Source organism: Pseudomonas salicis (genome assembly GCF_057128705.1).
Genome location: NZ_JBSKHU010000007.1, coordinates 168,576 through 181,684 on the forward strand (window position 1 = coordinate 168,576; position 13,109 = coordinate 181,684).

General features: G+C 60.7%; 15 protein-coding genes. 2 read left to right on the forward strand and 13 right to left on the reverse strand.

The features are described from left to right. Positions 1–3 precede the first annotated feature (3 nt). From metW to ACWKWE_RS24725, 5 genes are all read right to left on the reverse strand, one after another. Complete coding sequence (gene metW / locus ACWKWE_RS24705; protein ID WP_166595759.1) at positions 4–624, reverse strand: methionine biosynthesis protein MetW; 621 nt, start codon at positions 622–624, stop codon at positions 4–6. A 7-nt stretch (positions 625–631) separates the two neighbouring features. After that, positions 632–1,771, reverse strand: coding sequence for a homoserine O-succinyltransferase MetX (gene metX / locus ACWKWE_RS24710; protein WP_401150347.1), 1,140 nt, complete (start codon positions 1,769–1,771; stop codon positions 632–634). A gap of 193 nt (positions 1,772–1,964) precedes the next feature. After that, complete coding sequence (locus tag ACWKWE_RS24715; protein ID WP_341961357.1) at positions 1,965–2,555, reverse strand: YggT family protein; 591 nt, start codon at positions 2,553–2,555, stop codon at positions 1,965–1,967. Positions 2,556–2,566: 11 nt separating this feature from the next. Then, the gene (proC, locus tag ACWKWE_RS24720) at positions 2,567–3,385 is read right to left on the reverse strand and encodes a pyrroline-5-carboxylate reductase (RefSeq protein WP_483851985.1); all 819 of its coding nucleotides are present in this window, start codon (positions 3,383–3,385) and stop codon (positions 2,567–2,569) included. A gap of 24 nt (positions 3,386–3,409) precedes the next feature. Next, the gene (locus ACWKWE_RS24725) at positions 3,410–4,096 is read right to left on the reverse strand and encodes a YggS family pyridoxal phosphate-dependent enzyme (protein WP_166595755.1); all 687 of its coding nucleotides are present in this window, start codon (positions 4,094–4,096) and stop codon (positions 3,410–3,412) included. 54 nt (positions 4,097–4,150) lie between these two features. Here ACWKWE_RS24725 and ACWKWE_RS24730 point away from each other — a divergent pair, with 54 nt between their 5' ends. After that, a complete protein-coding gene (locus tag ACWKWE_RS24730; protein WP_166595754.1) occupies positions 4,151–5,185 on the forward strand; it encodes a type IV pilus twitching motility protein PilT in 1,035 nt (344 codons plus the stop codon). 157 nt (positions 5,186–5,342) lie between these two features. Here the strand turns inward: ACWKWE_RS24730 and ACWKWE_RS24735 are convergent, their stop codons facing one another. Then, positions 5,343–6,068 carry a C40 family peptidase gene (locus ACWKWE_RS24735; RefSeq protein ID WP_166595753.1) on the reverse strand — a complete coding sequence of 242 codons (726 nt, stop codon included), beginning with the start codon at positions 6,066–6,068 and terminating at the stop codon, positions 5,343–5,345. Positions 6,069–6,318: 250 nt separating this feature from the next. Here ACWKWE_RS24735 and ACWKWE_RS24740 point away from each other — a divergent pair, with 250 nt between their 5' ends. Beyond that, on the forward strand, positions 6,319–6,738 hold the full coding sequence (locus ACWKWE_RS24740; protein WP_166595752.1) for an NINE protein: 420 nt from the start codon (positions 6,319–6,321) through the stop codon (positions 6,736–6,738). 95 nt (positions 6,739–6,833) lie between these two features. Here ACWKWE_RS24740 and ACWKWE_RS24745 read toward each other — a convergent pair whose 3' ends face one another. The 7 genes from ACWKWE_RS24745 to gshB form a co-directional block, all read right to left on the reverse strand. Next, positions 6,834–8,105: a dihydroorotase gene (locus ACWKWE_RS24745; protein ID WP_483851986.1), complete on the reverse strand. Its 1,272-nt coding sequence runs from the start codon at positions 8,103–8,105 to the stop codon at positions 6,834–6,836. Then, complete coding sequence (locus ACWKWE_RS24750) at positions 8,102–9,106, reverse strand: aspartate carbamoyltransferase catalytic subunit (protein ID WP_166595750.1); 1,005 nt, start codon at positions 9,104–9,106, stop codon at positions 8,102–8,104. Before ACWKWE_RS24750 ends, ACWKWE_RS24745 begins: the two co-directional genes overlap by 4 nt. A gap of 12 nt (positions 9,107–9,118) precedes the next feature. Further along, positions 9,119–9,640, reverse strand: a complete 522-nt coding sequence (gene pyrR, locus ACWKWE_RS24755; RefSeq protein ID WP_341961365.1) for a bifunctional pyr operon transcriptional regulator/uracil phosphoribosyltransferase PyrR — start codon at positions 9,638–9,640, stop codon at positions 9,119–9,121. Between the two features lie 77 nt (positions 9,641–9,717). Further along, positions 9,718–10,158, reverse strand: coding sequence for a Holliday junction resolvase RuvX (ruvX, locus tag ACWKWE_RS24760; RefSeq protein ID WP_166595748.1), 441 nt, complete (start codon positions 10,156–10,158; stop codon positions 9,718–9,720). Next, positions 10,158–10,727 (reverse strand): YqgE/AlgH family protein, encoded by a 570-nt coding sequence (locus ACWKWE_RS24765; RefSeq protein ID WP_483851987.1) that lies wholly within the window; start codon positions 10,725–10,727, stop codon positions 10,158–10,160. Before ACWKWE_RS24765 ends, ruvX begins: the two co-directional genes overlap by 1 nt. Positions 10,728–10,968: 241 nt before the next feature. After that, on the reverse strand, positions 10,969–11,871 hold the full coding sequence (locus tag ACWKWE_RS24770) for an energy transducer TonB (RefSeq protein WP_166595746.1): 903 nt from the start codon (positions 11,869–11,871) through the stop codon (positions 10,969–10,971). 245 nt (positions 11,872–12,116) lie between these two features. Next, positions 12,117–13,070 (reverse strand): glutathione synthase, encoded by a 954-nt coding sequence (gene gshB / locus ACWKWE_RS24775; RefSeq protein ID WP_166595745.1) that lies wholly within the window; start codon positions 13,068–13,070, stop codon positions 12,117–12,119. Positions 13,071–13,109: the final 39 nt, after the last annotated feature.

Sequence of the window (13,109 nt, forward strand, 5' to 3'; positions counted from 1 at the left end):
GGATCACACGGCGATCTGGTGGTCCTGCAAGCCGGGGCTGCTGACCCGATAGATGCCGATCTCACCCAACAGATTAGGCCAAAGCTTGCTCGCCCAACCGTGACGATGCTGTTGATCGACAGCCAGCCGATCAATGACCTTCGCCGAGCGGCCCCGGCACAACTCTTCGAAGTCTTCGAAGGTGCAGAAGTGAATGTTCGGCGTGTTGTACCACGTGTACGGCAGGAACTCGGAAACCGGCATCCGGCCCTTGCTTGCCAGGTACCAGCGGCAGCGCCAGTGACCGAAGTTCGGGAAGGTGATGATGCACTGGCGACCGACGCGCAGCATTTCGTCGAGGATGCGGTCGGGGTAGTGCACGGCTTGCAGCGCCTGCGTCATGACCACAATGTCGAAACTGTTGCTGGCAAAGTTGCCCAGCCCCTTGTCCAGGTCCTGCTCGATGACGTTGACGCCACGGGCCACGCAACGCGCGATGTTCTCGGCGTCGTTTTCCAGGCCGTAGCCGGTCACTTGCTTGTTGTCCTTCAGCCAGGCCAGCAATTCGCCGTCGCCACAGCCGAGGTCGAGCACGCGGCTGCCTGCCGGTATCCAGTCTTGGATGATTTCCAGGTCGGCTCTCATGGTGTCCTCAGAGTGCAATTCGGTTCATGTAGCTGGAGAAGGCCTGCAGGTAGCGCGGGATCGGCATCAGGAAGGCGTCGTGGCCCTGCGGTGCGTCGATTTCCAGGTAGCAGACGTCCTTTTTCGCCGCCATCAGCGCATCCACCAGCTCGCGAGAGCGGGCCGGGGAAAAGCGCCAGTCGGTGGTGAACGACATCACGCAGAACTTCGACGTGGCACTGGCGAAGGTCGCCGCCAGGTTATCGTCGAAGTTAGCCGCTGGATCGAAGTAGTCCAGCGCCTTGGTCATCAGCAGGTAGGTGTTGGCGTCGAAACGGCCAGAGAACTCTTCGCCCTGATAACGCAGGTAACTTTCGACCTGAAACTCGACGCTGTGGAAGTCGTAATTGAGGTTTTCGTTCTTCAGGCCACGGCCGAATTTCTCGCCCATGGAGTCGTCGGACAGGTACGTGATGTGCCCCACCATGCGCGCCAGCATCAGGCCGCGCTTGGGGATCACGCCCATTTCCTGGAACGAGCCGCCGTGGAATTCCGGGTCAGTGAGGATCGCTTGTCGCGCCACTTCGTTGAAGGCGATGTTTTGCGCTGACAACTTGGGCGCCGAGGCGATGGCCAGGCAATGACGCACGCGATCCGGGTACGTGATGGTCCATTGCAACGCCTGCATGCCGCCCAGACTGCCGCCAACGATGGCCGCCCATTGCATGATGCCGAGGGTGTCGGCCAGACGGGCCTGACTGTGGACCCAGTCCTCGACCGTCAGCACCGGGAAGTTGGCGCCGAAAGGCTTGCCGGTTTCCGGGTTGATGCTGCTCGGGCCAGTGGAGCCATTGCAGCCGCCGAGGTTGTTCAGGCTGACGACGAAGAATTTGTCCGTGTCGATAGGCTTGCCGGGGCCGATACAGCTGTCCCACCAGCCGGGCTTGCGCTCATCTTCGCTGTGATAACCCGCAGCGTGATGATGGCCGGACAGGGCGTGACAGATCAGCACCGCGTTGCTCTTGGCAGCGTTGAGTTGACCGTAGGTTTCGTAGATGAGGTCGTAATCGGCCAGCGAACGCCCGCAGGCCAGAGCCAGTGGCTCGCTGAAATGCGCCGTCTGCGGCGTGACTAGACCGACAGAATCTTCGGGAAAGACCGTGGACATCGACCCTGCTCTCACTGAAATGAGGCGTAAGTCTAAAGATCGCGGGGGGTAGCGGCAAGCAAACAACGGGGCGGCTGGTAGATGAGTACCTGTAGGAGTGAGCTTACTCGCGATTGCGGTGTATCAGACGCCATCTACGGTTCTGACATACCGCCATCGCGAGCAAGCTCACTCCTACAGGAGGGTGGCGGGTTTAGATCAACCGCCACAACTCCTGCGGCATACCGGCGTAGGCTGCCAGCTCAGGCATGACATACGACTGAAGCACCTGGATCGCCAGGAAGGCGAAGATCGGTGAGATGTCGAGGCCGCCCAGGTTCGGGATGATGCGGCGGAACGGCGCCAGGATCGGTTCGCTGATCTGGTAGGCCAGTTCGGCAGCCGGGTTATGGGTGCCCGGCGCGATCCAGGACACGATCACCATGATGATCATCGCCACCCAGAAGATTTTCAGCAGCAGCGAGGTGATGCCGATGATCGACCACATCAGCAGATGCGGCACGTCGCCGATGGTGCCGTAGGTCATCATCAGCACGAACGCCATCAGCAGCGCCTGAATCACAATGGCCAGCAGCAGGGACGAGGTGTCCAGCCCCAGCACGCTTGGCACGATGCGGCGGATGGGCTTGAGCAACGGCTGGGTCGCGCGCACGGCGAACTGGCAGAGCGGGTTGTAGAAGTTGGCTTTGACCAGTTGCAGCACGAAGCGCAGCAGGACGATGGTCAGGTACAGGCTGATCAGCGTCTGGATGACGAAAATCGTGGCGCCAGTGAGTGCATTCATGAATTGCTCCTTTATTTGCCCAGCAGTTCGGCAAGCTCGGCCGAGCGATGCGCGGCGGCGCCCAGCGCTTTCTCGACAATCGCTTCAAAGCCATCGGCCTGGAACGATTTGATCGCGGCTTCCGTGGTGCCCGCAGGCGAAGTGACGCGACGACGCAGCTCAGCCGCATCGACATCGCTGGTGGTGGCCATGCGGGCGGCGCCGAGCGCGGTTTCCTGGCTCAGCTGCTTGGCAACGTCCGGAGACAAGCCCAGCTTCACGCCTGCGGCGGTCATCGCTTCGATCAGCAGGAAGAAATACGCCGGGCCGCTGCCCGATACGGCGGTCACAGCATCGATTTGGGCTTCGGTGTCCACCCACAGCGCGATGCCGACGGCGGACAGCAGGGTTTCGGCCTGCTGACGCTGGGTCTGGGTCACGTCATCTGTGGCGTACAGCCCGCTCACGCCCTGACGCAGCAGCGCCGGGGTGTTGGGCATGCAGCGCACCAGCGGCTGATCGCCCAGCCAGGCCTTCATGCTGGCGCAGGTGATACCGGCGGCAATCGAGACGATCAATTGGTTCGGCTTCAGGGCCGGTTTGATCGCTTCGCAGACGGCTTTCATCATCTGCGGCTTCACCGCCAGCAGCACCACGTCGGCGCCTTCGATGGCTTCGGCGTTATCGGCCACAACGGTGATGCCGTGCTCTTTGGCCACGCGCTCACGGGTTTCCTGGCCGGGGTCGCTGGCACGGATCAAATCAGCTGCGACGCCCTGCGCGCGCATGCCGCCAATCAAGCTGGCGGCCATGTTTCCGGCGCCGATAAACGCGATACGGGTTGTGCTCATGAACGGCTTCCTGTGAGGCAAGAGTTAAGGCTGCCCATAATTGCGGGCGCCAAAGAGGGCAGTGCCGATCCGCACCCAGGTCGCGCCTTGTGCAATGGCGGCTTCCAGGTCGTGGCTCATGCCCATTGAAAGAGTGTCCAGCGGCAGGTTCAGTTGGTCTTGCAGGTTGCGCACGGTCGCGAACGCGGCGTTCTGTTCGTCGCTGTTTTCGGTCGGTTCGGGAATTGCCATCAAGCCGCGCAATCTCAGATTGGGCAGGGCGCTGATGGCGTGTGCCAGCGCAGGCAGATCTTCAGGGGTGCAGCCGGATTTGCTCGCCTCGCCACTGACGTTGACCTGAATGCAGAGGTTGAGCGGAGGCAGTTCGGTGGGGCGTTGTTCGGACAGGCGTTGTGCGATTTTCAAGCGATCCACGGAATGTACCCAGTCAAAATGCTCGGCGATGGCGCGAGTCTTGTTTGACTGGATGGGGCCGATGAAATGCCAGATCAAGGGCAGGTCGCTCAATTCGGTCTGTTTGCCGAGAGCTTCTTGCAGGTAATTCTCGCCAAAGTCGCGCAGCCCGGCGTCATACGCTTCGCGCAGATCGCTGGCGGGCTTGGTCTTGCTCACGGCCAGCAGCCGGACGGACGACGGGTCGCGTTGGGCCACCTGAGCGGCGTGACGAATTCGCTCTGCGAGCGTTGAAATGTTCTCTGCTATCGTGGACATTGATTTGCGCCAGCAGGGCTAAAGTCTGCGGCATTCTATGTGATGAGGAGCTGTATGGATATTACCGAGCTGCTTGCCTTCAGTGCCAAGCAAGGCGCGTCGGACTTACACCTCTCGGCTGGCCTGCCGCCGATGATCCGGGTCGATGGCGATGTGCGGCGGATCAACCTGCCAGCGCTGGACCAGAAAGAAGTCCAGGCGCTGATCTACGACATCATGAACGACAAGCAACGCAAGGACTTCGAGGAAGATCTGGAGACGGACTTTTCCTTTGAAGTGCCTGGCGTTGCGCGGTTCAGGGTCAACGCGTTTAACCAGAACCGTGGCGCAGGCGCCGTGTTTCGGACCATTCCGTCGAAGGTCCTGAGCATGGAAGACTTGGGCATGGGGGAAGTGTTTCGGAAGATTACAGACGTACCCCGTGGACTGGTGCTGGTCACCGGGCCGACCGGTTCGGGTAAATCGACGACGCTCGCCGCGATGGTCGATTACCTGAACGCCAACAAGCACCACCACATCCTGACCATCGAAGACCCGATCGAATTCGTTCACGAGTCCAAGAAGAGCCTGATCAACCAACGCGAAGTCCACCGCGACACCCACGGTTTTGCCGAAGCTCTGCGTTCGGCACTGCGGGAAGACCCGGACGTGATTCTGGTGGGTGAGCTGCGGGACCTGGAAACCATTCGACTGGCGCTGACCGCTGCGGAAACCGGGCACTTGGTGTTCGGCACCCTGCACACCACGTCGGCGGCGAAAAGTATCGACCGGATTGTGGACGTGTTTCCGGCTCAGGAAAAATCGATGATTCGCTCGATGCTGTCCGAATCGCTGCACGCCATCGTGTCGCAGGCTTTGCTGAAAAAGGTAGGCGGCGGTCGGGTCGCGGCGCACGAAATCATGATCGGCACGTCGGCGATCCGTAACCTCATCCGCGAGGACAAAGTGGCGCAGATGTACTCGTCGATTCAGACCGGGGGCGCGTTGGGGATGCAGACACTGGACATGTGCCTGAAAGACCTGGTGACCAAAGGGCTGATCACGCGGGAAAGCGCTCGCGAGAAGGCGAAGACGCCGGATAACTTTTGATTCAAAAGCCCTAAACGACTGTGGGAGCGAATTCACTCGCGATTGGCCGGTGCATCCGATAAAACTCTATCGGCTGTACCACCGTCTCGCGAATGAATTCGCTCCCACAGGCATTGCATTCAACAGGCTGTTCCGGCGTCAGACAGAACGTCGCAGATCAGCGTTGAGCGATCCGCACGGTGCCTTTCTTGCTCGGTGGCTGCTTCGGCAGTACACGTTTGGCCACGACGTAGTGGCTGTCCCAGTACGGCTTTTTCAGCGTGTCGATCGTCACGGCCTTGCCACGGCGAGGCGCGTGGACGAAGCGGTCATCACCCAGATAAATCGCGACGTGATTCACCTGACGGCTCTTGATGTTGAAAAACAGCAAGTCGCCTGGCTTCAAGTCCTTGCGATCGACCTTTTGCCCGTGTCCTTCGGACATGGCATTGGAGGTGCGCGGCAAATCCACTTCACTCACGTCGTTGAACGCGTATTTCACCAAGCCGCTGCAATCGAACCCTTTTGTTGGGCTAGTACCGCCCCAACGATAAGGTGTACCGATGGCCTTGACGGCCCGGTTGACTACATTGCTGCTTTGCTTGGTGCCCATCTGCCCCGTTGTGGCGAGGGCGACGGTGTGCTGCGAAATCTTGTGAGAACCGGCCTGGGCTTTTTTCCCTTTGGTGGTTCGGCTTTTCTTACCAGAGGTTTCGAGCGGCATTGCCGTTTCTTCGAGGGCCTCTTGGGTGACTTTTTTACTCGCTACCGATGTTGGCGAAGGATGACTGTTCGCTGTAAATCCGGTGAAGCTTGGAGGTAGCGGTTGCTCACGATTGGTGGCGTGGGCGGCCAGTGGCATAAATAGACAGATAGTCAGCCATGTCTTCAAAAATGGACGCATTAGGCAGGGCTCATGTGGGTCAGCGCGCAACTTTATAACAGCTTTTTCAAGGATTCTGATCCCACTTGTCGAACAATTTACTGCCCTTGAAGTCAGAATTGACCGCAAAAATGTCACATCGCTGTAGCCTCCCCCTTGCAGAACAAGGGTTTGCAGGGATGGACAGAGGTTCAAGCCATACGTCGGACGGCATCACTAAAGTCACAAAACTTACGCATATTTTTTTCTATTGCCGCAAAAGAGGTACCCAATGAACACCTATTACCCGGACGGCCAGCGGCCAGACACCCACAGCAAAGTCATGGGATACCTGTTGTGGATTTTCGGTTTTACCGGCTCTCACCGGTTCTATTACGGCAAGCCGGTGACCGGTACGATCTGGTTTTTCACGTTGGGGCTGTTGGGGATTGGCTGGTTGATTGACCTGTTCCTGATCCCCTCGATGGACGAACAGGCGGACACGCGTTTTAGCGACGGACCGACCGATTACAGCGTCGCGTGGATTCTGCTGACGTTTCTAGGCGTGTTCGGGCTGCATCGGATGTATCAGGGCAAATGGATCACCGGGATCATTTACCTGCTCACCGGAGGCCTGTTCTTCGTGGGAATTTTGTATGACTTCTGGACGTTGAATGACCAGATTTCGGAGAAAAATGCCCGACGTCGTTGAAACGAACGTCGCGAAACCCTGTAGCAGTCTGGCTTGCCGACGGTAGCGATTTTGAAGGCGCCACCGTCGGCGAGCCGTGTTGCTACGGGGGTTAACTACGCAATATAGCTCATCCGCCCATCCACGAAGGTGTACCTGACGGCGCCCGGCAAGCAGTGGCCGAGGAACGGGCTGTTTTCGCCCTTCGACAGCCATTTTTCGCCTGCCACAGTGGAAGCCGCAGGATCAAACAACACCAGATCTGCCGCCGCACCCGTTGCCAGCTGGCCCGCAGGCAAACGCAGGGCCGCTGCAGGGCCTGCGCTGAGACGCGACAGGAGCGTCGGCAGGTCCAACAGGCCGTCTTCCACCAATGTCATCGCCAGCGGCAGCAGCAGCTCGACGCTGCTGATCCCCGGTTCGGTCGCGCCGAACGGGGCCAGCTTGGCGTCACGTTCATGAGGCTGGTGATGGCTGGAGATCGCTTGAACCACGCCCGATTTGACCGCCTCACGCAGCGCGTCGCGGTCGGCGCGGGTGCGCAGGGGCGGTTGCACGTGATAGAGGCTGGAGAAGTCGATCAGCGCTTCGTCCGTCAGAATCAGCTGATACAACGCCACGTCGGCCGTCACCGGCAAACCACGGGCTTGCGCCTGAGCGATCAATGCCACGCCCCGCGCGCTGGTCAATTGCGTGAAGTGCGCGCGCACGCTGCTTTGTTCGACCAGCAGCAGGTCGCGGGCCAACGCCACGGTTTCAGCGGTTTCCGGAATGCCCGGCAGGCCGAGGAACGCTGCCGTCGGGCCGTCATGAGCCAGACCGCCTGCTGCCAGATCGTGGTCCTGCGAATTGAAAATCACGGTCAGGTCGAAGGTCGCGGCGTACTCCAGCGCGCGGCACAGCGTGCGGTTGCTCCTGAAATTGGTCAGGCCGTTGGTGAACGCCACGCAACCGGCATCGCGCAGGGCGATCAGTTCGGCCAGTTGCTCGCCTTCCAGACCCTTGCTCAGCGCGCCGATGGGGAATACCTTGCTGTGACCGGCTTCGCGGGCGCGGTCCAGAATCAACTCGGCGACTGCCGAGGTATCGAGGACCGGCTTGGTGCGCGGCGGGCAGCACAGGCTGGTCACGCCACCGGCCGCAGCGGCGCGGGTTTCACTGGCGATACTGCCTTTGCGGCTATAGCCCGGTTCGCGCAGAGACACGTTCAAGTCAACCAGGCCCGGCGCAGCCACAAGGCCTTTGCCGTCGATGGTTTGCGAAGGCGAGAAATCGGCGGGGGCCGCGCCCAGAGCGAGGATTTTGCCTGCCTCAAGGTGAACGTCGATGACTTGATCCAGACCGCTGACAGGGTCGATGACGCGAGCGCCGAGGATGCTGAACTTCACTGGGCGTTCTCCTGCTCGAACTGACGTTGGGCGGTTTGGCCACTCATGGCCATGGACAGAACGGCCATGCGGATTGCGATGCCGTAGGTCACTTGATTGAGGATCACCGAGTGGGCGCCGTCGGCCACCGCCGATTCGATTTCCACGCCCCGATTGATCGGGCCGGGGTGCATGACGATGGCATCAGGCTTGGCGCCGGCCAGGCGAGCGGTGGTCAGGCCGAACAGGCGGTAGAACTCCCCTTCGCTTGGCAGCAGGCCGCCGGACATTCTTTCCCGTTGCAGACGCAGCATGATCACCACGTCCACGTCTTTGAGGCCCTCGGTCAGGTCGGTGTAGACCTTTACGCCATACTGCTCGACGCCAATCGGCAGCAGGGTTTTCGGCGCGACCACGCGGATGTCCGGGCAGCCCAGCGCCTTGAGCGCGATCATGTTCGAACGCGCCACGCGGGAGTGCAGGATGTCGCCGACGATGGCCACCGACAGGTTCTTGAAATCACCCTTGTGGCGGCGGATGGTCAGCATGTCGAGCATGCCTTGCGTCGGGTGTGCATGACGTCCGTCGCCGCCGTTGATGATCGCCACCTGCGGGCAAACGTGCTCCGCGATGAAGTGCGCCGCGCCTGAATCGCCGTGACGTACGACGAACATGTCGGCGGCCATGGCCTCAAGGTTGCGCAGGGTGTCGAACAGCGTCTCGCCCTTGCTGGTGGAGGACGTCGACACGTTCAGAGTGATGACGTCCGCTGACAGCCGCTGTGCCGCCAGTTCAAAGGTAGTGCGGGTGCGCGTCGAGTTCTCGAAGAACACGTTGCACACGGTTTTGCCGCGCAACAGCGGGACTTTTTTCACCGCCCGGGCGCCGACTTCGAGGAACGAATCAGCGGTGTCGAGGATTTCGGTGAGCAGTTCGCGGGGCAAACCGTCGAGCGAGAGGAAATGTTGCAGCTGACCCTGATGGTTCAGTTGCAGCGGGCGCTTGGCGTCGAGAGGCGTCATCGCAAAGGACTCTTAGAGGGCGGCGGAATCGGTGGAAAGGTCTTGCAGCTCCAGCGTGAGCGGCGTCGGGCCGGACAACTTGACGCGTTCGTCTGGAGACAGATTCAGCGTCGCGCCGGTCACATTCGGACGAATCGGCAGCTCGGCAGCGTCCAGGTCCAGCAGCGACACCAGCGTCACGCTGGCGGGGCGGCCATAGTCGAACAGTTCATTGAGGGCCGCGCGAATGGTGCGGCCGCTCATCAGCACGTCATCGATCAGCACCAGATGCTGGCCTTCGATCTCGAACGGCAGCTCCGACGGCCGCACTTGAGGGTGCAGGCCGTTCTGACTGAAATCGTCGCGATAGAAAGAAACGTCCAGCGTGCCCAGCGGCGACTGGCTGCCCAGGGCTTCTAGCAGGGCCTGCGCGACCCACACGCCGCCGGTACGGATGCCGATGAAGCGGGGTTCGCTGATGCCACGTTTGCTGAGGTGCGCGTTCAGATCGATTGCCATCTGGCTGATCAGGGCGGCGGGGTTGGGCAGGGTCATAGTGGCTCCTTCAAGAACCCGGCCGTGGGGCTTCGGACGGCAGGGCTAAAACTCGGATGTCGTGCAGTGTAAACCGCTCAGGTTTCAAACAGCGCGCCGTTGGCGTCCAGCCAGCCCTGCAGCAGCAATGCAGCCGCGATGGCGTCCACTGGGTTGTCACGATAACTGCCACGCTGGCCGCCACGGGCCATGCGCTCGCCTTTGGCTTCGAAGGTCGTCAGACGCTCGTCGTGGGTATAGACGGGCAGGTTGAAGCGGCCATTTAGCTTGCGTGAGAATTTTTCGGCGCGGGCGCTCATCTCGCTGGGCGTACCGTCCATGTTCAGCGGCAAGCCGACGACGATAGCGTCAGGCTTCCACTCAGTGATCAGGGCCTGCACCTTGTCCCAGTCGGGAACACCGTTTTGAGCTTTCAAAGTACAGAGTTCCCGGGCCTGGCCGGTGATCACCTGGCCGACGGCTACGCCGATTTGGCGGGTGCCGTAGTCGAAGCCCAGAAGCAGACGCAATGCAGCCATCAGGCGTGGCCCGCCTGGCTGGTCAGCAGATTCAGGTTGATGCCGAGTTTGGCGGCGGCGGCGTCGAGGCGGAGTTCGCTGTCGACTTCGAACAGAATGGTCGGGTCGAACGCGCAGTTGAGCCAGGCGTTGGCCGCGAATTCAGCTTCCAGTTGGCCCGCATCCCAGCCCGCGTACCCCAGCGTGATCAAATTTTGATCAGGGCCGTAGCCGTCAGCGATGGAGAACAGCACGTCTTGGGAGGTGGACAGCGAGATGCCGCCCAGGTCGACCGTGGCCTGGAACACCTGGCCGGTGGGGTGCAGGACGAAGCCACGGTCGGTTTGCACCGGGCCGCCGACATGAATGGGGATGTGCTGACAACGGGCGGGCGGCGCCAATTCCGGTCGCAGCTGTTCGAGAATATCGGCCAGCGACAGGCTTTGCGGTCGGTTGATCACCAGACCCATGGCGCCATTGGCGTTGTGCTCGACAATGTAGGTCAAGGTCTGAGCGAAGTTCTCATCGTGCATGTGGGGCATGGCGATCAGAAATTGGTGCTTGAGGTACGACGGAGTGACGTTTTTCATGAGCCCTAGTGTGGCGCCGTAGGGCTGCTGTGACAACTGGCAGAACCGACGCAGCGGGGGATAAATCGCGACGTGGGTCAGGTTTCATGTGTTGAGTCACCGAGGCTGAAGCGATTTCACGGCGAATGACGCGCCTGTAGGAGTGAGCTTGCTCGCGATAGCAGTATGTCTGCACCCAAGATGTTGATTGATCAACAGCAATCGCGAGCAAGCTCACTCCTACAGGTGTTGATGTCTGGACTCAATTACTGGAAAGCTTGTCCCCACGGGCGAATTTCCAGGTGCGGATGATTTCCAGTCGGTCGATGTCCGACAGGTCGCCGGTGAATGGGGCGAAGGGCGCGGCCAGTCGGACGATGCGCTGGGCTGCCTGATCCAGCAGCGGCTGCCCGGACGACTCCAGCACCAGCACTTCATATAAAGAGCCATCGCGGTTGATCGACACCATCATCCGCAGGCTGCCGTAGATCTGCTGACGGCGGGCTTCTTCGGGGTAGTTGAGGTTGCCGATGCGCTCGATCTTCTTGCGCCAATCCTCTTTGTACCAGGCGCCCTTGTCGCGCATGGTCGAGGCCGCGCTCAGGCGATGAATCTTCGGACGCTTGGCGTACGCCTGCTGCTCGTCGGCCAGCTCGGCTTCGAGGCTGGCGATTTCGCTGTTCAGCTGCGTGCTGTCGAAGGTCGGCGCGGCTTTCTTCGGCTCTTCGGTTTTGACTTCGTCCCGTTTGGCGACGGTCTTTTCTTTCGCGGGTGCCTTGGTGGCGACGGCGGTCTTGGGCGCTTCCTGCTTCACCACCGGCTTGGCGGCAGGCGGTGGAGTCACCTTGTTGATCTGGGTGTCCTGATACGGGGCGATTTCAGTGGTCTTGGGCACCGCTTTCTTGTCGAGGGTGCCGCTGCCCTGCTGGTTTTCCTGGGCAAGGAAGTCTGCGTCCTTCGGCTTGGTGTCGCTTTTGAAGGGGGCGAGGGTGATTTCCAGGGTCTGGCTGATGGTTTCGGGTTTGACGTAGGTGAATCCCACCCCAAGGATCAGCGCCAGATGCACGAGGGCCGCGATCAGCAGGGTAAAACCCAGACGATCACGCGGGCGCACGTGGGTGCGGATCAGGGCCATCGGGAGATCACTGTCGACCGCCGCGTTCATCGGCGCTCCGGAATCACATGAACCAGCATTGCGAAAACCAACCTAAGGCGAAATTCAGGCCGCGCATGATAACGCAATGTCAGGGACGTCTTGGGGTTTGATGACGGCGGGCCGATTAGTGGGCAGAGCAATCGACGCATAGCACGTGTAGGAGTGAGCTTGCTCGCGATGTCGTTGGGCCGGCAACACATTCATTGACTGACACACCGCTATCGCGAGCAAGCTCACTCCTACAGTGGAGAGGGTTACTTGGCCTTCAGCTTCTTCTCGATCGCATCCATCAGCAGCCCACCAATATCGGTGCCGTACGCATTGTCAATTTCGCGGATGCAGGTCGGGCTGGTGACGTTGATTTCGGTCAGGTGGTCGCCGATCACGTCCAGACCTACGAACAACAGGCCTTTTTCACGCAAGGTCGGGCCGATTTCGGCGGCGATCCAACGGTCGCGGTCGCTCAGTGGGCGGGCTTCGCCACGGCCACCGGCGGCCAGGTTGCCACGGGTTTCGCCAGCCGCCGGAATGCGTGCAAGGCAGTACGGCACCGGCTCGCCATCGACCATCAGAATGCGCTTGTCGCCGTCCTTGATCGCTGGCAGGTAAGCCTGGGCCATGATCTGGTGCGCGCCGTTGACGGTCAGGGTTTCGAGAATCACCGACAGGTTCGGGTCTTCGGCGCGGTGGCGGAAGATCGAGGTGCCGCCCATGCCGTCCAGCGGCTTGTAGATCACGTCGCCATGTTCGGCGGCGAAGGCCTTCAGAATGTCGGCGCGACGGCTCACCAGCGTGGGTGGCGTGCAGTGCGGGAATTGCGTCGCGAACAGCTTCTCGTTGCAGTCGCGCAGGCTTTGCGGCTTGTTCACGATCAGCGTGCCCGCACGTTCGGCCTGTTCCAGCAGGTAGGTGGTGTAGATGAAGTCCATGTCGAACGGCGGGTCCTTGCGCATCAGGATCACGTCGAGATCGTCGAGGCCGTTGTCGATTTCGGCTTCGAATTCGAACCAGTGCTCCGGGTTCGCGAAGACTTTCAGCGGTTTCATGCGGGCGCGGGCCTGACCGGCTACCTGATACAAATCCTGCTGTTCCATGTAGAACAGCGACCAGCCGCGCGCCTGCGCCGCCAGGAGCATGGCCAGCGAGCTGTCCTTTTTATAGGAGATGCGCTCGATAGGGTCCATGACAATGCCAACGCGAACGCTCATGGGGTATATCCTCTGTCCGGTAATGGCCTGTGTGGGCCT